Origin of the sequence: Hydrogenibacillus sp. N12 (genome assembly GCF_019645935.1) — a bacterium.
Lineage (GTDB): Bacteria > Bacillota > Bacilli > Thermicanales > DSM-22653 > Hydrogenibacillus > Hydrogenibacillus schlegelii.
This window is the reverse complement of sequence record NZ_CP080953.1, coordinates 1231350-1250932: the sequence shown is the minus strand read 5'-3', so window position 1 is coordinate 1250932 and position 19583 is coordinate 1231350. Positions and strand designations below refer to the sequence as shown.

Annotated in this window: 18 protein-coding genes and 1 riboswitch; of the genes, 3 read left to right on the top strand and 15 right to left on the bottom strand. The window is 68.2% G+C overall.

Going from position 1 to position 19583, the window contains the following annotated elements; genetic code table 11:
• Positions 1-27: 27 nt before the first annotated feature.
• The 7 genes from K2M58_RS05840 to gcvT form a co-directional block, all read right to left on the bottom strand.
• Positions 28-1347, bottom strand: a complete 1320-nt coding sequence (locus K2M58_RS05840) for a cation:proton antiporter (protein ID WP_220678662.1) — start codon at positions 1345-1347, stop codon at positions 28-30.
• Positions 1348-1577: 230 nt separating this feature from the next.
• The gene (locus tag K2M58_RS05835; RefSeq protein WP_289628272.1) at positions 1578-1826 is read right to left on the bottom strand and encodes a sulfurtransferase TusA family protein; all 249 of its coding nucleotides are present in this window, start codon (positions 1824-1826) and stop codon (positions 1578-1580) included.
• Positions 1827-1945: 119 nt separating this feature from the next.
• On the bottom strand, positions 1946-2341 hold the full coding sequence (locus tag K2M58_RS05830; RefSeq protein ID WP_220678661.1) for a DsrE/DsrF/DrsH-like family protein: 396 nt from the start codon (positions 2339-2341) through the stop codon (positions 1946-1948).
• A gap of 94 nt (positions 2342-2435) precedes the next feature.
• Positions 2436-3596, bottom strand: a complete 1161-nt coding sequence (locus K2M58_RS05825; protein ID WP_220678660.1) for an MBL fold metallo-hydrolase — start codon at positions 3594-3596, stop codon at positions 2436-2438.
• Between the two features lie 214 nt (positions 3597-3810).
• A complete protein-coding gene (gcvPB, locus tag K2M58_RS05820) occupies positions 3811-5292 on the bottom strand; it encodes an aminomethyl-transferring glycine dehydrogenase subunit GcvPB (protein ID WP_220678819.1) in 1482 nt (493 codons plus the stop codon).
• Between the two features lie 65 nt (positions 5293-5357).
• Positions 5358-6707, bottom strand: coding sequence for an aminomethyl-transferring glycine dehydrogenase subunit GcvPA (gene gcvPA, locus K2M58_RS05815; RefSeq protein WP_220678659.1), 1350 nt, complete (start codon positions 6705-6707; stop codon positions 5358-5360).
• A gap of 194 nt (positions 6708-6901) precedes the next feature.
• The gene (gcvT, locus tag K2M58_RS05810) at positions 6902-8056 is read right to left on the bottom strand and encodes a glycine cleavage system aminomethyltransferase GcvT (RefSeq protein WP_220678658.1); all 1155 of its coding nucleotides are present in this window, start codon (positions 8054-8056) and stop codon (positions 6902-6904) included.
• A gap of 197 nt (positions 8057-8253) precedes the next feature.
• Positions 8254-8356: riboswitch (glycine riboswitch) on the bottom strand.
• Between the two features lie 191 nt (positions 8357-8547).
• Here gcvT and K2M58_RS05805 point away from each other — a divergent pair.
• On the top strand, positions 8548-10296 hold the full coding sequence (locus tag K2M58_RS05805) for a DEAD/DEAH box helicase (protein ID WP_354667528.1): 1749 nt from the start codon (positions 8548-8550) through the stop codon (positions 10294-10296).
• A 111-nt stretch (positions 10297-10407) separates the two neighbouring features.
• Positions 10408-11511, top strand: a complete 1104-nt coding sequence (locus K2M58_RS05800) for a YqhG family protein (protein ID WP_220678657.1) — start codon at positions 10408-10410, stop codon at positions 11509-11511.
• On the opposite strand, the gene K2M58_RS05795 is transcribed toward K2M58_RS05800, so the two are convergent.
• The 7 genes from K2M58_RS05795 to K2M58_RS05765 all read right to left on the bottom strand — a co-directional run bounded on the left by K2M58_RS05795 (position 11448) and on the right by K2M58_RS05765 (position 18776).
• Positions 11448-11840 (bottom strand): hypothetical protein, encoded by a 393-nt coding sequence (locus tag K2M58_RS05795; protein WP_220678656.1) that lies wholly within the window; start codon positions 11838-11840, stop codon positions 11448-11450. The two genes, K2M58_RS05800 and K2M58_RS05795, sit on opposite strands and share 64 nt — an antisense overlap.
• Positions 11841-11866: 26 nt before the next feature.
• A complete protein-coding gene (locus K2M58_RS05790; RefSeq protein ID WP_220678655.1) occupies positions 11867-12412 on the bottom strand; it encodes a shikimate kinase in 546 nt (181 codons plus the stop codon).
• A gap of 32 nt (positions 12413-12444) precedes the next feature.
• Positions 12445-12945: a pantetheine-phosphate adenylyltransferase gene (gene coaD, locus K2M58_RS05785; RefSeq protein WP_220678654.1), complete on the bottom strand. Its 501-nt coding sequence runs from the start codon at positions 12943-12945 to the stop codon at positions 12445-12447.
• A 245-nt stretch (positions 12946-13190) separates the two neighbouring features.
• Entirely contained in the window at positions 13191-13778 is a 588-nt protein-coding gene (gene rsmD, locus K2M58_RS05780) for a 16S rRNA (guanine(966)-N(2))-methyltransferase RsmD (protein ID WP_220678653.1), read from the bottom strand.
• A gap of 181 nt (positions 13779-13959) precedes the next feature.
• Positions 13960-16026 carry an ATP-dependent DNA helicase RecG gene (gene recG / locus K2M58_RS05775; RefSeq protein ID WP_220678652.1) on the bottom strand — a complete coding sequence of 689 codons (2067 nt, stop codon included), beginning with the start codon at positions 16024-16026 and terminating at the stop codon, positions 13960-13962.
• Between the two features lie 258 nt (positions 16027-16284).
• Positions 16285-18366, bottom strand: coding sequence for a DAK2 domain-containing protein (locus K2M58_RS05770; protein ID WP_220678651.1), 2082 nt, complete (start codon positions 18364-18366; stop codon positions 16285-16287).
• A gap of 53 nt (positions 18367-18419) precedes the next feature.
• Positions 18420-18776 (bottom strand): Asp23/Gls24 family envelope stress response protein, encoded by a 357-nt coding sequence (locus tag K2M58_RS05765; RefSeq protein WP_220678650.1) that lies wholly within the window; start codon positions 18774-18776, stop codon positions 18420-18422.
• Between the two features lie 106 nt (positions 18777-18882).
• On the opposite strand from K2M58_RS05765, the gene rpmB reads away from it, so the two are divergent.
• Positions 18883-19071 carry a 50S ribosomal protein L28 gene (rpmB, locus tag K2M58_RS05760; protein WP_220678649.1) on the top strand — a complete coding sequence of 63 codons (189 nt, stop codon included), beginning with the start codon at positions 18883-18885 and terminating at the stop codon, positions 19069-19071.
• A 157-nt stretch (positions 19072-19228) separates the two neighbouring features.
• Here rpmB and K2M58_RS05755 read toward each other — a convergent pair whose 3' ends face one another.
• Positions 19229-19348, bottom strand: coding sequence for a stage V sporulation protein M (locus K2M58_RS05755; RefSeq protein WP_220678648.1), 120 nt, complete (start codon positions 19346-19348; stop codon positions 19229-19231).
• Between the last annotated feature and the right edge of the window lie 235 nt (positions 19349-19583).

The following is a 19583-nucleotide window of genomic DNA, read 5'->3' as shown; positions in this document are numbered from 1 at the left end:
TCCCCCAAATGCTCGGCGGCGATGCCCTCACGGGCCCCGCAGCCCTTCGCCGGAGAGGACCGGCGCCGCCTCCGCCATCAGCGGCCGCCGCCCCCGGCGGACGGCCCGGAACCAGACGCCGGCGGCCGCCGCCGAACCGAGGGCGAAGACGACGAAAACCGTATACAGCGGCGCGTCGATCAGCCCCCGGGCGTACGCCGTCGAGGCGACGACCATCCCCGGGATCCCCCGCTCGCTGAAGGCGACGGCGAAGTTGAGCGCGCAAAACCGACCCTGTCCCGTCATCCGGGCGACGGCGTAAGTCGGAAGGCCCTGGAGAAGATAAGCAAACAGGGCGAACTCCAGAAGCAGCGCGAAAGAAAAGGTTTCTCCGAACGATAAGTGATACCCGACGGCGGCAAAATAGAGCGGTGCGAACATCTGAAGCGGCAGCTGCCCGAGCCCCGCCTCGACCGCCTGCCGCTCTTCCTCCTTCAGCCAAAGCCGCGCCAGAAGCCCGACGAAGAGCGGGACAAAGATCGCCTCGACGCCGTAACGGGTGGCCAGGCCGGCGCCGAGAAACAGCGCCCCCAAAACGAGGGGGAGGGCCCAGCCGACCCCCGCTGTCCGCCGGCGAAATACCGCGGCCACGGGGCGAAAGAAAAGCCACGCCAGCGCCCCCGCGGCGGCCATGACGGCAAGCGTCCGGGCGATGAAAAGCGCCCCCGTTCCGAGGGCATCTCCCGCGCCGATCGGCGTCCCGGCGGCCAGCGCCAGCGCCACGCTCAAAAAACCCCACAGCAAAAGATCGTGAAAGGCCGCCACGGTGATCACCAGCTGGGCAAACGGCGTGCGATCGAGATTTAAATCCTTGAAAATTTTTGCCAGGATCGGCACCGCCGTGATCGACGTCATGACGCCGACGATGAGGCGAAACGACGCCGCTCCGAGGGAGCCGACCGCCGCTTCCCCGGCGTGCCGCGAAAAAGCAAAAAACGGCACCAGGGCGTACGCCAAAACGAGCGCCGGTACCGTCGTCCCGACGATCAGGCGGCCGAAAAGAGGCGTTCGAGCGATCGCCTCCGGCCGGTGGAAATGAAGCCCGGTCTCCAGCATGAGAAAATAAAGCCCCAGCACGGCGACGACCCAGAGGAGCGCTTTTCCGTCTTCCGGCCAGAGCAGCCCGTAGGCCGCCGGCCAGAGCGTTCCGAGCACCGACGGGCCGAGCGCGTAGCCGGCGGCGACCTCCCCGATCACCCGAGGCACATAGATCCGTTCCGCCAGCGCGCCGAGCGCCCACGCCGCCAGCATCACCGCCCCCAGGCCGAAGAAAAGCTGCATCAGCGCTTCCGCCTTCAGCCCAAACATGCTCCCCTCTCCCCACCGTCTGCGCCGGCCCCGAGGTCACCGCCGATCGCCGGCACGTCGCCGCGTTCTTTGGCTTGGCCCGCCTCCCCCTCCGGCCGGTACGACCGCCGAGACCGGTACGATCGCCGAGTACGGCCGAAAACCCGCAGGCCAGGATGCGGCCCGCGGGCCCGACCGTGCATTCGACGCCCAGTGCACCGCTCGGCGACACCGCGCGCGTTTCGGGACGGTTACCGCTTCCGAATGACGTAGACGAACATTCCGTCCGCCTCATGTGTCTCCATGAGCTCATGCCCCGCCTGTTTGGCCCAGGCCGGGATGTCTTTGAGCGACCCTCGGTCCGTCGCCTGAACGACGAGGATCTGACCGGAGGAAAGCGCGTCGATCGCCTTTTTCGCCCGCACGACCGGCATCGGGCACGAAAGGCCCGTCGCATCGACGACCTTGTCCGCCTTTTGCAAAAGCTCCTGAACCGTCAACGTCGACTCCTCCTTTCCCGATTCCAGCCCGCAGGGCTGGTTTCCTGCCGCTCGCTTATATCGCGTTCGACCTTCACGTTCGACCGTGAAGCCGGCCGAGCATCGAAAAACGGCGCCGGTCAAAAGCTCAGCGTCACTTGGGCGTCCTGGGCGAATTCGACGAAGGTCGCCGCCCCGGCGAATTCCACGCCGTCGATGAAATCTTCCGGCTTCCAGCCGAGGGCCTCGACGGTCATCTGGCAGCCGATGAGCCGCACGCCGCTTTCCTTGGCCATCTGGATCAGGTCCTGGATCGGCGGCACGTTCGTCCGCTTAAACCCTTCCTCCATGGGCGCGTTCTCCGGCTTCAGCTTCAGCATCGACGGCCCGTCCTTGTGGATGATCGGCAGCCCTTCAAATGTAAAAAAGATCCCGACTTCCGAGTCCATGGCCGCCGCCGCGAGCGCGATGTTGAAGACCTTATAGGCCGTCTCCAGGCCGCCGGACGAAGCGATGATCGCCACCCGCTTCCCCATCGGTTAAGCTCCTCTCCTTGCGTTTTATGCCACAAATCTCCTTCCGCTCCTTACGCCGGTCGCAGGAGCGGAAGGAAGAACGGCGTCACCCTTCTTACGCCGTGGCGTGATGGACGGCGCAGCGGTTCGGACCGATCTCGAGCTCGATTTCCTCTTCCGGAGCGACGGTGAGCTTCCCGACGTTGATGGCGATGATCTTTTCGAAGTTCGGCGGCCGCTCCGTTGACGCGGACGCTTCCACCGCCGCCGTAAACGCCTCCCGATCGATCTCCCGAAGCAGCTCGTTGATGCGCCGGAGGTCGCCGAGTCGGGCGCCGACGACGCCCCGCTCGTTGATTTCCGTGTAGTGGGAATAATGGGCCGGGAGGACGATGACGTCATCTGAAAGGGCCTTCAGCTTATTGGAAACCGTATCATACAAATCTTGCGCCCACTCGGACACCTTGCCGCCGAGGTCCGGCCGGCCGAGGCCGCTCACGAACACGGTGTCGCCCGAGAGGAAAAAGCGGTTGTCGACGAGGAGCGACGTCGATCCCGGCGTATGGCCCGGCGTCGGGATGACGATGACGTCGACGTCGACCGCGCCGACCCGAAGCGTCTTGTGCTGCTCCAGCGGCTCGAACCGGAGCGCCCCCTGGTGGGTGAAGATATCGTGGGACGACACGTAGTACGGCGCCCCGACGCGATCGGCCAGGCGACGCCCGCCGGAGATGTGGTCGGCGTGAATGTGGGTGTCGACGACGTGCCCGATCGTCCAGCCGTTTTGGCGGGCGAAGTCCTCATAGAAGTCGACCCGGCGCAGCGCGTCGACCACGAGGACTTCTCCTTCCGAGACGATGAAGTAAGACAGGCAGCCTTTGCCGAGGCGGTTGAACTGGATGACTTTGAGTTTTTCGTCTTCGTGAACGACGACGGGATGAAGGTACTGGCTCCACGCCTCCATGCCGCCCTCGACCGAGACGGCCCGGAATCCCCGCTCCGTGAGAAGTTCGGTCACATACGCGCTCGATCCGCCCTTGGCGCAGACGACGTGGATCTCCTTGTCCTTCGGCAGGCGGGCAAAAACGCTTTCATCGTCGTCCAGAAAATCAAAGTACGGGATGTTGACCGACCGCACCCGTTCGCCTTCAATCTTCCAGCCTGCATAGTCGTCGGCGTTCCGAACGTCGAGAATGAAGACGTCCTCATCCCCGTGCATCCGCTTCACCAGCTCGTCGATCGGGATCGTCGGGGCCTGTTTTGTCTCCCGGACCATGGTCCTCCTCCCCTTTCTCGATGTTGGGCCTTTCGGCAAAGCGGCGGATATACCATACCGCCATGGGTTTATATGGTATACCGCTTGGTTACAGTTTACCGATCGGTCACAGATATGTCAATCCGGTGAACGATGTAATTTTGACTTTGTCCGCGATTGCGGCAAAAAAACCGCCCGCCGAAAGGCGGGCGGTTGAAGAGGCACACGGGCGGAATCAGGATCGATCCGGTCGCCAGACCAAAACCGGCTGCCGGGCGGCCCGCGCCTCATCGAGGCGACCGACCGGCGTCGTGTGAGGCGCCGAGCGGACGAGCGCCGGGTCCCGCTCCGCCTCTTCGGCGATCGCCCGCATGGCGGCGATGAACGCATCGAGCGTCTCTTTGCTTTCCGTCTCCGTCGGCTCGATCATGAGCGCTTCTTCCACGATGAGCGGGAAGTAGATCGTCGGCGGGTGAAAGCCGTAGTCCATGAGGCGCTTCGCGATGTCGAGCGTCCGCACGCCCCGGGCTTTTTGCCGGCGGCCGGAGAGGACGAACTCGTGCTTGACGAGGCCCCCGTACGGAACGTCGTAGACGTCCTTGAGTCGGCTGAGCACATAGTTGGCGGCCAGGACCGCATCTTCCGCCACCTGGCGAAGCCCCTCGGCGCCGAGGGCGCGGATATAGGCGTACGCCCGGACGAGCACCCCGAAGCTTCCGGCGAAGCCCCGAACGCGGCCGATCGAGTGCGGATGGTCCTCCGAAAGTCGGTAGAAGACCGATCCGTCCGGCCGCTCCTCGGCGACGACCCGGGGGATCGGGAGGTACGGCTCGAGATGCGCCTTGACCCCGACGGGGCCGGCCCCGGGCCCGCCGCCGCCATGGGGCGTGGAGAAGGTTTTGTGGACGTTGACGTGCACGACGTCGAAGCCCATGTCGCCGGGACGGCTTTTCCCGAGGATGGCGTTCAGGTTGGCCCCGTCGTAATAGACGAGGGCGCCGGCGGCGTGTGCCGCCTCGACGATCGCCAGGATATCCGTCTCAAAAAGGCCGAGGGTGTTCGGATTGGTGAGCATGACCGCGGCCACGTCCGGGCCGAGCGCCGCCCGGTAAGCGTCGAGGTCGACGAGGCCCCGGGCGTCGCTCGGGACGCTCACCGCCTCAAACCCGGCCATCGCCGCGCTCGCCGGGTTGGTGCCGTGGGCCGAATCGGGGACGAGCACCTTCCGGCGCCGTTCGCCCCGGGCCCGGTGGTAGGCGGCGATGATCTTGAGGCCGACGAGTTCTCCGTGGGAGCCGGCCGCCGGGAGGAGCGAGACGGCGTCCATGCCGGTGATCTCCCGAAGCGCCGCCTCCAACCGGTGCAAAAGCTCCAGTGCCCCCTGCACCGTTTCCGCCGGCGCAAGGGGATGGATGCGCACAAATCCGTCCAGCCGCGCCAGATCTTCGTTGACTTTCGGGTTGTACTTCATCGTGCACGAGCCGAGGGGATAAAAGCCGGTATCCACCCCGTAGTTCCGCCTGGAGAGGGCGGTGTAGTGCCGGACGAGTTCCGGCTCCGACACCTCCGGAAGAAGCGGCGGCGTCGTTCGCACGAGCTCCTCCCCGTACAGGGCGACGGGGTCTGCCGGCGGCACGTCGAGGGGCGGCAGATCCGCCGCCTGTTTTCCTGGCTGCGAGCGCTCAAAAAGAAGCGGCACCTCCCGCGGCCCGAACAGCGCCGGCGCCGCGCCGGCCGGACGGCCGCCTTCCGCCGCCCCGGCGGCCTGGATCGCCTCTTGGTTCACCGGCCCCACCTCCCGAGCGCTTCGACGAAGGCGTCGATCTCCGCTTTGGTCCGAACTTCGGTCACAGCGACGAGGAGCTTTGTCCGATAATCCTCCCCGAGGCTTCCGAGCGGGTACCCGGCGAGAAAGCCCTGCTCGAGGAGCGCCGCCACCGCCTCATCGGCGGGACGGCCGAGCTCGAGGACGAATTCGTTGAACACCGGGGCCAGGTAGGCCCGGCGAAACGGCGTCCGGGCCTCGATCGCCCGAAGGGCGTACTGCGTCTTGTGGACGTTCTGTTCGGCCAGCGCCCGAAGCCCGCGCGGGCCGAAGGCGCTCATCGCCACCGCCGCCGCGAGCGCCATGAGCGCCTGGTTCGTCGTGATGTTCGACGTCGCCTTTTCCCGGCGAATGTGCTGCTCGCGCGTCTGAAGCGTGAGCACATACCCCCGCCGACCCGCGGCGTCGATCGTCTCCCCGACGATGCGGCCGGGAAGCTTTCGGACGTCTTTCATCCGGGCGGCCAGATACCCGGCGTAAGGCCCGCCGAAGCTTAAAGGGATGCCGAGGGGCTGCATGTCCCCGACGACGAGGTCGGCGCCGAACTCCCCCGGCGGACGAAGGAGCCCGAGGGCGAGCGGATTGGCCGAGACGATCCAGGTCGCCCCGCTTTCCGCCACCGCCTGCCGGTGGGCTCCCAGCGGCTCGACGACGCCGAAGAAATTCGGCGTTTGGACGACGACCGCTGCGGCGTCCGACGCAAGCGCTCGGAGCGCCCCGGCATCGGTTGCGCCGCCCGGCGCCGGTGCGACGTCGACCGTCACCCCCTCGAGATCCCGGACGACCGTCTCGACGACGCTCCGGGCGTGAGGATGGAGCGCCTCGCTCAGGACGACCCGCTTCCGGCGCGTCTCCCGGAGCGCCAGAAGCACCGCCTCGGCCAGGGCCGTCGGCCCGTCGTACAGCGAAGCGTTCGCCACCTCCATTCCGGTGAGGGAAGCGACCATCGTCTGAAACTCGAAGATCGCCTGCAGATTCCCTTGCGAAAGTTCCGGCTGATACGGCGTATACGCGGTGTAAAATTCCGACCGGCGAAGGACGTGGTCGACGACCGCCGGAATCGTATGCTCATAAGCCCCGGCGCCGAGGAACGATACGAGGGCGTCGGTCGTCCGGTTCTTGGCCGCCAGCCGGCCGAGTTCCCGGACGAGCTCCGGTTCCGTCAGGGCCGGTTCGAGATCGAGCGGCCGTTTGAGCCGGACGGGGTCCGGAATGTCGGCAAAGAGCGCTTCCACGTCCGGCACGCCGATCGCCCTAAGCATCGCCTGCCGGTCGGCGTCGGTGAGAGGGAGATACCGGTGACCCACCGCTTGACTTCCTTTCTTGTCCTGTGTTCGTTTCGCTGCTTGCGCCTTCTCTTTCCCGTCGTCCGTCGTCCGTTCTCCCCGCTTACTCCCGGCCCTCGCGAACGCTGAACCCGGCCGCCCCTGGGGCCGGGCGGCCTAGCCCATCCGGCCGGATCGGAATGCACCCTGCCCCCCGCTTTCTGCCCGGCCACCCTTTAACCGCCGGTCGCCTTGGACCGCCGGTAAAACGGGAGCGGCACGACCTCCGCCTGCACCCGCCGGCCCCGGACGTCGACGAAAAGCACCGGTTCTCCGGCGTGGGCGGCCGCGACGAGGGCCATCGCGATCGGCCGGCCGAGGGTCGGCGAGGGGGCCCCGCTCGTCACCGATCCGGCCGGCGCCACCGCCTCCGGCGCGGGGTAGACGGCGTATCCGCTTCGGGCCGGTGCCCGTCCTTCGAGGACGAGCCCGACGAGCCGCCGAGGCACCCCTTCCTCCTTCTGCCGCCGGAGGGCCGGCTCTCCGATGAACGGCACCGCCTTCCCGAAACGGACAAACGCCTCCAAACCCGCTTCAAGCGGCGTCACCTCCGGCGTCAGCTCCTGGCCGTACAGCGGAAGCCCCGCCTCGAGCCGGAGCGTGTCCCGGGCGCCGAGCCCCGCCGGCACGAGACCGTCGGGCGACCCCGCCTCGAGGAGCGCCTGCCACAGGGCCGGCGCCTCCTCGGCGGCCAGCATGAGCTCAAAGCCGTCCTCGCCGGTGTAGCCCGTCCGGGAGGCGAGAAGGACCGGCACGCCGGCGACGATGACGTTTTGGGCAAAGCGAAACGGCTTAAGCCCCATAAGCGCCTCCCGGTGCCTTTCGACGGCCACCCGCCCCAAAATCGTCGCTGCCTTCGGCCCCTGCAGGGCGAGGAGGGCGACCCGCGGCGAAAGGTCGTCGACGTCCGCCTCGATTCCCTCCCGATCCCGCACCTCCCGGGCCCAGGTGACGATCCGTTCGATGTTGGCCGCATTTGGCACGAGCAAAAATTCATCAACGCCCAGCCGGTAAACGAGGAGATCGTCCAGCACCCCGCCGGACGCATTCAGCACGAAGGCGTACCGCGCCCGCCCCGGCGAGAGCGTCCCCGCCTCCGCCGTCACGAGGCGCTCCACGAGCCGGACCGCCTCCGACCCCGCGATCCGCACTTCGCCCATGTGCGAGACGTCAAACAGCCCCGCCGCCGTCCGCACCGCCCGGTGCTCCTCGAGGATGCCGGAAAACGACACCGGCATCGCAAATCCGGCAAATTCGGTCAGCTTGGCCGTCTCCCGGTACAGCGGATAAAGCGGCGTCGTCTTGAGCTCTGTTCCGTTTTGCCCTGCCACGGCCGGCCTCCTTTCAAAAACACAAAAACAAAAAGACAGAGCCGGGGCATGCCCGCTCTGTCCGTCGACCTGAGCGTTTCCCCGGGACGCCCCCCGCTCCGCCTGCAACCGGCACGGTTCGGACGGCACGCGCCCGGCGTTACGCCTTCGGTGGCGCCGGGACCGCCGGGCGGCCCCGACGCGCTCTCCAGAGCTGCGTCCGGTGCGGGATCCATGGGCCTGAGAGTTTCACCGCACGCCTGCCGCCGCGCGGCTTGCTCCTTCGGCGCCGGACGAGCCGGACTCTCTCCCGCCCTTCATCCGCCATCGATGCCGTTTTCATCCGCTTTCCGACGCGCCGAACCGTTTCTCGCGCGCCGGACCGGCGCTCCGGCGCCGCCGCGAATGGGCGCCGGACCCGGCCTCCATACTACCGGTATGGTAGCACACTTCCGGAAGAACGCAAGCGCCCCCGGCGTGAAATCAAACGCGGAAAGCAAAGGGGGAGGCCGGTGGAGCTTACGATCCGCTTTCACCTCGGGCTCGTCGATCGACTGATGGCCGCCGAGCGGGACGGCGCCTGGGACCGCTGGTCGGACTTCGAACTCGCCCTCGAAGCCCGCCGCCTCGGCCGGATGGATCCCCCGGAGGTGCTCATGGCCCTTCGGGCCCTGCCGAACATGACGTTTTATCCTCACCAGATCGCCACCGCCGAAACGGTCATCCGCAAGATGCGCGGCCGGGCGATCCTCGCCGACGAAGTCGGCCTCGGAAAAACGATCGAAGCCGGCCTTATCCTGAAGGAATACATGATCCGGGGCCTCGTAAAAAAAGCGCTCCTCCTCGTCCCCGCCTCTCTCGCCCTGCAGTGGCAGCGGGAGCTCTGGCAGAAGTTTCTCATCCCGGCGGCCATCGTCAAAAAAGCGCACATGTGGGAGGCCCACGACGTCGTCATCGCCTCCCTCGATCTCGCCAAGCGGGAACCGCACCGGTCGATCGTCCTCCGGCAGGCGGTCGACTTCCTCCTCGTCGATGAAGCCCACAAGCTGAAAAATCCCCGCACCGCCAACCACCGCTTCGTCCGGGAGATCACGAAAAAATTTTGCCTGCTCCTCACCGCGACGCCGGTGCAGAACGATATCCGGGAACTCTATACCCTCGTGAGCCTCCTCCTCCCCGGCCACCTCGGCACCGAAGACGAATTCCGGCGGCATTTCGTCGCCGGCCGCCGGGAGGTGAAAAACGCCCCGGTCCTCCGAGGCGTCCTCCGGGAGGTCATGATCCGCAACCGCCGCAAAGACGCCGATATCGCCCTCCCGGATCGACACGTCGTCACCGTCCCCGTCCGGTTGACGAAAGAGGAGCGGCGCTTTTACGACGCCGTGAGCCAGTTCATCGTCCGGGAATACACCCGTCGGGGGATGCCGCCGCAGTTTGCCCTGCTCACGCTGAAGCGGGAGCTCGTCTCGAGCCGCGATGCCGTCTACAAAAGCCTCATCCGCCTCTACGAGCGCCTCCCGAAGGACGCGCCGCTCGCGGCGGAGCTCGCCGAGCTCGCCCGCCTCGGCCGGGAGATCCGCACCCACAGCAAGGCCAAAACCCTCGTTGAACTCCTCGGAAACCTCGACGGCAAGGCGGTCGTCTTCACCGAATTCCACGGCACCCTCTTTTTCCTGCAAAAAACGCTGGCCGAGGCCGGCATCCCCGCCGTCCTCTACCGCGGCGGCTACGGCCAGAACAAAAAAGACTGGATGCGGGAGCTGTTCGAAAAAAAGGCCCGCGTCCTCCTCGCCACCGACGCCGGCGGCGAGGGGCTGAACCTCCAGTTCGCCCACCACCTCATCAACTACGACCTGCCGTGGAACCCGCTCAAGCTCGAGCAGCGGATCGGCCGCATCCACCGCATCGGCCAGACGCGGGACGTGTTCATCTACCACTTCATCACCGAAGGCACGATCGAAGAGGCGATCCTGAAGCTTCTTTACGAAAAGCTCGCCCTCTTTGAAAACGCCGTCGGCACCCTGGAAAACGTCCTCGAGCGGCTGCCGAAAGGCTTTTCCGTCGAGCGGCATATCGCCGAGATTTTCCTCCGGGCCCGCAGCGAAAAAGACGCCCTCTTGCGGCTGGAGAACGTCGTCGCCGCCCTGAAAAAGCTCGAGGCGGAAGAAGCCCGCCGGGCCGCCCTGGCCGAAGCGGCCCTCCCGGAGGAGGCGATCGACGCCAACGCGGCGCCCCCGGACCGGGCGTCTTTCGCCGAGTAGGGCCGGCCGACCGCTCCCTTTGGTTTCGTTCCCCGGGAGAGGGCGTCCCTCGCCGCGAAGACCCGGCCGTGCGCACCCTTGAGCTTCGTCCCTTTGGAAAGGAGGGGCCCGATGGCGGACGATGCGGCGCTTTACGCCTTTGCCCGGCGCTTTTTCGAAGCCCGGCGATCGGTCATCCGGGAAGCCGGCGACGCGCATCTCGTCGTCGAACTTTCCCGGGAGGCCGACGAGGCGCTTCGGTACCGGCCCTTTTACTGGTCCTACGTCACGAGCCTCGGTCTTTCGCCCACGCCCCTCGTTCGGACGTACCGCTTTCCCGGACTCCGGCCGACCGCAACGCCGCCGGCCCTTTCCATGCACGAGGAGGTGCTCACCTTCGGCGCGCCGCGGCTCCGGCGGATGCTGGAGGCGGCGGTCGCCTTCGGCCGCCTCTCCCGCGCGTTTGAGGTGCCAGAGGAGGAAAACCGACCGCCGGAGGCCGGTTCCGAAGCGGTTCCCGGCGGCGCCCACTCCCCCCGCGGCGTCCTCGTTCCGTGGCTCCTCCTTTCGTTTACCGTCGCCTACACGGCCGCCCTCCGCTGGGAACGGCTCGTCACCTACGGCGTTCGCCTGACCGACCTTGCGCTCGATGAGGCCTTTCACGCTCGCCTCGCCGGCCGCCGGCTCGGCCCCAACCCGCCCCCCGACCGGCCGATCTTGACACAGCTTTTTCGTTTTTCGGCGGCGGTGGAAAAAGCGGCGGCGCACCTTCGGGCGCAGCTTCAAGCCGAAGACCGGAGCTGGGCCGACGCCTGGATCCGGGAAGGAGAGGCGGAAAAGGCAAAGATCGCCCGCTACTACGACGCCCTCCTCCGGCGCTCCGGCGACGGCGCGGCGCCCCGGCGCCGCCGAAACCGCCGGGAAAGCCCCGCCCGAGGCAGCGCGCCTGAACCCTCCGCCCGGGACGAGCGCGCCGCCCGAAACGGCGAACCGCCGGAAGGCCCATCCGGCGCCGTCCCCAAGACGCCCGGCGCCGCCTCGCGGGACCAAGGAGCCGACGACCCGCTTGCCTTCCGGACCGCCCTCAGCGAAGAAAAAAACCGCCGGCTGGCCGAGATCGACTGGGCCCACACGCCGGCGATCGACGTCACCCTCGAGCAGGCGGCGCTCCTCTACCTCCTCGACGACGGGACCCGCCCCGCTCCCGCCGGAGGTCCTCCGGCGGACGAGGCGTAATCGGAAGAGACGGCATCGGGCGACCGGGGCGGGGTCGTTCGACCGCCCCCGCGGACGGAAGCGGCCGCGCCCGATCGCCGGATCCGGCGCCACACCGCCGTCGCCCGGGCAAGCCTCGACTTCTGGCGCGACCACCACCACGCCGCCGTAAGCGGCACGAGCCCGAACCACTCCGCCCACCACGGCGGCCGGCGCGGCCCCGCCGCTTCCGGCGCCGCCGAATGGGCGGCGTTCCGGTCGCCCGGCGCTTCGGTCGGGTCGGGCGGAGGATCGAGCGAGCGAACGACCTTTTGCGTGAGCAGATAAAGCCAGGCGTTTCCCTGCTCCACGGTGCACCCCTCCGGACGGGCTTTTTTTATGATTGTGTCCCGTCCGGCATCCCCGCATGCCCGCCTTCCCGGCGACGGACATACGCGGCGATCCGCGCCGCCGCCGCCTCCGGCGAAAATCGCGCCGTCGAGATGGCGCAGTGGGCCGCCGCCCGGTAGAGGGCGAACCGCCGGCGGAAAAGCGCCCTGACCGCCGCCTCGCCCCCGGCCAGAAGGGGACGCGCCGGATCGGCGCCCACCCGCTCGCGGATGGCCGAAAGCGGCGCGTACAAAAAAACGACCGTCCCCGCCGCCCGCATCCGGGCTCGGTTTTCCGGGTCGACGACGACGCCGCCGCCGGTCGAGACGACGAGCGGCGTCCTCTCGTCCGTCAGGCGGAAGAGGAGCGCCTTCTCCTCCCGGCGAAACGCCGCCTCCCCCTCCGCCTGAAAAAAGGCGGCGATCGGCCGGCCGAACCGCGCTTCGAGCAGGGCGTCCATGTCGACCCACCGCCGGCCGAGGCGCGCCGCCACGAGCGGACCGACGGTCGTTTTACCGGCGCCCATAAAGCCGACGAGAAACACATGTCCCATCCCGGTCACGCCCCCGACCGCCCTCAGCAGAATTAGAATTCGATCGGCCCGCCCGGGTCGGCGAAGCGGCGGCGGAGCGCCTCCACGACGCACGGCGGCACGAGGTCGTCCACCCGGCCGCCGTAGCGGGCGACCTCCTTGACGATGCTCGAGCTCAAGAACGAATACTCCTTGCTCGTCATCATGAAAAACGTCTCGATGGACGGGTCGAGATTTTTGTTGATGAGGGCCATCTGCATCTCATACTCGAAGTCGGTCACCGCCCGAAGGCCCTTCACGATCGCCCGCGCTCCCCGCCGGCGCATGTACTCGACCAGAAGCCCGGTAAACGAATCGACTTCCACGTTCGCAAGGTGCTTCGTCGCCTCTTTAAGGAGCGCGACCCGCTCCTCGACGGTAAAAAGCGGCGTCTTGCTCCGGTTGATGAGCACGGCGACGATCAACCGATCGAACACCCGGCTCGCCCGCTCGACGATGTCGAGGTGGCCGTACGTCACCGGATCAAAGCTTCCGGGATAGACCGCGACGGTCATCGCTTCGCCCGGTCGCCCGGGCTCCCCCCCTTTCCTGCTCCGGCCTCCGCACCGATCCGTCTCCCCGCCGCTCCTCATTCCGACTCCTTGCCGCCCGGAAGGCGAACTTCCCTATCGCTCCCCCGCTCCCGCTCCGCCTTCTGCTTCTTCGATGCGCTCGGTCCGCCTTCCGCTTCCCCGGGCGCGCTTCCGTTTCGCCTCTCCACCCGCCATCAAACCGGCGCATTCGAAGCCCTTAAAACGCCTCATCCTGCCGGATTTCGGTCGAAACGCCAGATCTCCAGGGTCGCGACACCCACCGTCCGGCGCTTCAGTCGCCTGAGAACGCCGCCGGCGGCCGGCGCCTCATCCGGCAGCGCAGAAAACGGCCCGCCCCGCTCGACGGCGATCGTCGCCCCCGGCCGGAAGACGCCGGATGCCGCGAGCCTCAAAATGAGCGCGGCAAGGGCGGCGTCGGACCACCCGTACGGCGGATCGAAAAAGGCGAGATCGGCGGCGATCCCCTCCGCCGGGAGCACCTCCGAAAGCCGCCGAGCGTCGAGAAAAAGGAGCCGGACCGCCGCCTCGGCGCCGAGGGCCCGGACGTTTTCTCGGATGACGGCAAGCGCCCGGGGATTCCGTTCGACGAGCACCGCCCGCTCGGCGCCCCGGGAAAGCGCCTCGAGGCCCAGGGCGCCGCTTCCGGCAAAAACGTCGAGGGCGGTCCCGCCGTCGAAATACGGGCCGATGAGGTTAAACAGCGTCTCCTTCACCCGATCGAGCGTCGGCCGCGTCGCCGCGCCGGGGAGCGTCTTGAGCGGCCGGCCGCGCCACTTGCCGGCAATAATGCGCATTTTTTCCACCCATCATCTGGCGTCTATGGGTATATTTCCCCGTTTGCCGGTCCAAGATAGGGATAGCGGCAACGCCGGTTGCCGCAAACCGAGGGAGTCGACTTCGTTCCCCAAAGCTCTTCCTCCGGTTTCTCCTCTCCCAACTGGAGCATCGCCGCCGAACGGCGCGATGCTCATTTTTTTAATCGAGGGCGACCGGCCGCCGGAGGACGTCATCGGCGAGGCGAAGGAGCGCCGCCGGAAGCGGCTCTCCTTCGTACGCCGGGGGCCGGCCGGCGGAACGCGCCTCGAGGAGCGCATCGGCGACCGCCCGGGCGTCCCGGTGGGCGTAGGCGAGGACCGTTCGGTCATACGGCGAGGTGAGGTCCGCCAGGCGGAACTCCGGCAGGCCGCTTTGCCGGACGCCGAAAAGATCCCCCGGGCCGCGGAGCTCGAGGTCTTTTTCCGCGAGGAGAAAGCCGTCCCGCGTCTCGACGAGCGTTCTAAGCCGCTCCCGGGCGATCTCCGTCCGGGCGTCGGAGACGAGGATGCACGTGCTCTTCGCCGCGCCGCGGCCGACGCGGCCCCGGAGCTGGTGAAGCTGGGAAAGCCCGAACCGTTCCGCGTCGACGATGACCATCACCGTCGCGTTCGGCACGTCGACGCCGACCTCCACGACCGTCGTCGCGACGAGGACGTCCAGCTCCCCGCGGACGAACGCCTGCATCACGGCGTCTTTTTCCTTCCCCGGAAGCCGGCCGTGGAGAAGCCCGACGCGAAACTCCGAAAGCGCTGTCCGCAGCCGCTCGTAGAGGGCGAGGGCGTTTTCAAAGTCGACCTTCTCCGACGCCTCGATGAGCGGCGCGATGACGTACGCCTGCCGGCCGGCTTGAAGCTCCCGCCGCATAAAATCGAGCACCGCCCCGAAGCGTGCCGGCGTCGTCCAGAGCGTCTCCACCTCGCCGCGGCCTTTCGGCAGCTCGTCGATCGTCGAGACGTCCAGATCGCCGAAATAGGCGAGGGCGAGCGTCCGGGGGATCGGCGTCGCGGTCATGAGCAAAATATCCGTCCCTTCCCCCTTTTCGAGCAGCATCCGCCGCTCGGCGACGCCGAAACGGTGCTGCTCGTCGACGACCGCAAGCCCGAGCCGGCGAAAGGCGATGTCTTCCTGGATGAGGGCGTGGGTGCCGACGACGACGTCGAGCCGCCCGTCCCGAAGCCGCTCGAGGATCCGCTCCCGGGCGGCCGGCGGCGTCCGGCCGGTAAGGAGGGCGAGCTCGGCGTCGAGCGGGAGGAGCTTCCGGAGCGTCCGGGCGTGCTGCATCGCGAGCACTTCCGTCGGCACCATGAGCGCGCCCTGGAAGCCCGCCGTGACGACGGCGTACAGGGCGAGAGCGGCCACGACCGTCTTCCCGGAACCGACATCCCCCTGAAGGAGCCGGTACATCGCCTCGGGGCTCCGGAGTTCGGCGACGATCTCCCGAAGCGCCCGCGCCTGCGCCCCCGTCAGGCGAAACGGCAGCGCCTCGATCGCCCGCCGGAGCCGCCCTTCGTCGACCGGCTTGGCCACCCCCGTCGCCCGCCGCCGGCGGAGGCCCCGGAGGAGGGCGAGCTTCAGCTGAAAGAGAAAGAGCTCCTCATAGATGAGCCGCCTCTTTCCCCGGGCGACGTCATCCGGCGACGCCGGAAGGTGAACCAAGCGAAGCGCCGCCCGACGGTCCGGAAAGCGGTACCGCCGGACGATCGCTGGCGGCAGCACTTCCGGCACCTCGAGGTCGTCCCGGCCGAGCGCCGCCTCCACGAGCGCCCGGTATTCCTTCGGCCGAACCCCTTCCGTCGCCGGGTAGACCGGGACGACTCCGTCCGGCGGCCGCGCCGGCCCGATCTCCGTCCGCTGGGCGACGACCGTCCGGCGGCGGACGTCGTACGGGCCGTAGACCCAGACGGCCGTCCCCGGCGCGAGGCGCGCCTTCAGATACGGCTGGTTGAACCAGACCGCCGTCACCGGCCGACCGCCGACGTCGAGACGGACGGCCAGACGGGATTTACCTGGGGCAAAAAACTTGAGCACCGGCATATCGGTGACGACGCCGTAGAACGCCGCCGGACCGTCCGCCCGGAGGACGGCCGGATCTACCGGCCGGGCGTCTTCGTACCGGAGCGGGAACCGGTAGAGGAGATCTTCCACCGTCTCGACGCCGGCGCGGCGGAGCGCCGCCGCTTTTTTCGCCGTGAGGCCGAGGGCATCGACCGGCGACGAAAGCTCCAAGCGCCGTCACCTCCGTCTTCCGTTGCCTCGGCGCCCTGAAGCGCCGCCCGCACCCGCCCGTCCCGCCGCCCAGCGGACCCCACCGGTCGACCGCTCCGCCGCAGGCATCCCGCGTCGCCCGCGCCGTCTCCCGCTTCAGCCATCCCGCACCGCCGGGGACCGTCCCCTCGACGCAGACGCACCGCGCCGCCGGGCACCGCCGCCCCTCCCTGTGCCGCGGAGCCCTCTTCCCCAAGCGCGATCCCCGGCGCAGTCGCTTTACTCGACGGCGAGGATGAGGGGGTAGACCGGCTGGCCGCCGTCGTGGGTTTCCACGTCGACGTCGGGAAAAGCCTGCCGGATGGCCGCCGGAAGCCGGTCCCGGACGTCCGCCGGAAGGCCCGCGCCAAAGTAGGCGGTGACGACCGACGCTTCATCGTCCACGGCTTCCCGGAGCGCCGAAAGGGTCACCTTCACGAGGTCCTCCCCCCGGGCGACAAGCGCCCCGCCGGAGAGGGCCAGCCACTCCCCTTCCCGGATCGGCTCTCCGTCGTAGACGGCGTCCCGAACCGCCCGCGTGAACTCGATCGCCCGGACCGCTTCCGCCGCCTTTTGCATCCGGGCGGCGTTTTCCTCCGGGGTCGCCGCCGGGTGAAAGGCGAGGGCGGCGGCCAGCCCCGCCGCGACGCTCGTCGTCGGCACGACGACGGCGCCGCCGGAAAGTTCGGCCGCCTGCTCGGCGGCGAGGACGACGTTTTTGTTGTTCGGGAGCACGAACACCGTCTCCGCCCGGGCGGCGCGGATCGCCCGGACGATCGCCTCGGCGCTCGGGTTCATCGTCTGGCCGCCTTCGACGACGACGTCAACGCCGAGACTTTTGAAGATGCGGCGAAAGCCCTCTCCGGCGACGACGGCGACGATCGCCTGGGCCTTCGCCGGCGGCGCCGTTCCCTCCACAGACGCCCGGGGGCGGGCGAAGGCGTCCGGCCCCACCGGCGGAGCGGACGCCGCGCCGGTCCCATCCAACAGAGCGAAACCGGCCGGTGCCGAGGGGCCGACCGCCGGGGCGGACCCGATCCGCACCGCCCGCTCTTGGGCGTTAACTGCTCGGGCGCGATCCACCGGCGCCGCCGGCCCGGCCTCCGGACCGCCCGAGGCGGCGGTCGCCCGGGCGAGGCGACGGCGGATCTGCTCGCGCATGTTGTCGATCTTGATTTTCACCAGTTCGCCGTACCCTTGGGCGAAGTCGAGCACCGCCCCCGGCGTCTCCGAGTGGACGTGCACCTTGACGAGATCGTCGTCGGCCGCCACGAGGAGGGAGTCGCCGAAGCGGGAGACGGCCTCCCGGAACGCCTCAAGGTCAAACGCCGACGCCCGATTCGGCTCGAGGCGGACGATCACCTCGGTGCAGTAGCCGTATCGGAGGTCTTCCGGCCGGGTGTCCGGCGGCAGATGATCCTCCGGTCCGAGAAACGTCTCCGCTTCCGGGCCGGCCTCCGGCCGCCCCTCCGGCGGCCGATCGCCGGCTTGGTCGGATGCGCCTCCTGGGTCGGACGTGCCTGCTGGGACGGACGCGCCGGCCGGAACGAACGCACCGCCCTCCAGACCGCCGGTGAGCGCCTCGGCCATCCCTTCAAAAATGACGATCAGGCCGTAGCCACCGGCATCGACAACGCCGGCGGCCCGAAGCGTCGGAAGCAGTTCCGGCGTCTTCGCCAGCGCTTCGCGGGCCGCCTCCAGCCAGGCGGCAAAAAGGGCCGTCCACGCCGCCTGCGCTTCGGCGTTTGCCGCTCCCAACGCCTCCGCTTCGGAGATCGCCGGGTGCGCCGTCCGCGGTCTGGCTGCCGGCCGGCCGAAAGCCCCGGTCCGGCCGCCATCCACCGCCTGCCGGGCGGATCGGGCCGCCTCCCGGGCGACGGTGAGGATCGTCCCTTCGACCGGCTTCATGACCGCCGCGTAGGCCGTCTTCACGCCTGCCTCAAGCGCTTCGGCAAATGCTCGGACGTCCGCCGCCTCCGAGCCGGCGAGCCGCTCGGCAAATCCGCGAAACAGCTGCGACAGGATGACGCCGGAATTGCCCCGAGCGCCCATGAGCACCCCGCGGGAAAACGCCTTGGCGACCGCGCCGACGCCCGCGCCGGGCACCCGGGCCGCCTCCCGGGCGGCGGCGACGCCTTCCGCCATCGTGAGCGCCATATTCGTTCCGGTGTCCCCGTCGGGCACCGGAAAGACGTTCAGCCGGTCAACCTCTGCCTTTTTCGTCCGCAGCCGGTCGAACCCGGCCTCAAGCAGCGTCAAAAGCCCCGCGCCGGTCAGCGCGCCGGATGCGGTCCAGAGCGATGTCGGTTGTGACGATGCCACCCGAGTGCCTCCTTAGCTACGACGACCGCCCGGAACTGAAGCGGTTTTGCCGCTCAGCGCACGCCTTCGACGAAAACGTCGACCCGCACATCCCCGACCCCGAGCGCTTCCCGGAGCTGATGCCGGATGTGGGCCTGGACGTTCATCGCCACTTCCGAGATTTTCGTTCCGTAGCGGACGACAAGGTAAAGCGTCACCCGAAGGCCTCCATCTTCGACGCTCACGTCGATCCCCCGCCGATACGTCCTTCTGCCGAGGCGTTCCGACACCTCATCTTTGATCCGTCCCCGCGGGGCAAAATCGACGACGCCGTACACCTCCCCCGCCGCATACCCGGCGAGGCGGGCGATCGCCTCCGGAGCGACGCGGATCACCCCATCGGGTGTGTCCATGCGCCACACGGGCCTCACCCTTTCTTTCCTCCCACCACTATAAAAGCTTCGGCCGGGAATTTCAAATCCTCCGTTGCAACCCCCGCGGTCGATGTGCTATCATGGCGCGGGAGGAGGGACGGTCATGTCGCGCAAATGCTTCATTACCGGCAAAAAGCCCGGCTTCGGCAACAAGCGGAGCCACTCGATGCGGGCGTCCCGCCGGCGGTGGGGCGTCAACGTCCAGAAGGTCCGCATCCTCGTCGACGGAAAACCGAAGCGCGTCTGGGTCAGCGCCAAAGCGCTCAAATCCGGCAAGGTGAAGCGCGTCTAACCGGAAGCGATCCGGACCGGAAGCGATCCGGAGGAAGGAGGCGCGGTCCGGAGGAGTAAGGCCCGGGCCAACCGGACGCGGCACAAAAAAAGCACCCGACGGGTGCTTTTTTTCTTGGCATTGTCGTTTCATCGCGGCATCGACGTTTCATCGCCGTTTATTTTTTTCGCTCCACCTTTTTGACCACCCGCTTTTTCCCTTCGCCGCCGAAAAGCTGCAAAAAAAAGCGGACAACGGCGCCGACGGGCCGCGGCAGCTTGATCGTGTAAAACCGCACTCCGCCTTCCCCCTTTTCTCGAACTGGCGCGCTCTCCAACGTTCGCGGGTCCCAAAGCGGACGTTCACCCGGGCCGCTTCGCGACGATCGCTCCGCGGCGATCAGAAGCTCCGCTGATACATCCAGTAGCCGAAACCGATGAAGCCGAGGCCGGCCAGCGCCGGCCAGACCCAGGCCGGAAGCGTGCGGATGAGGACGATGACCCCCACCGCGGCGGAGACGACGCCGAGGAGGC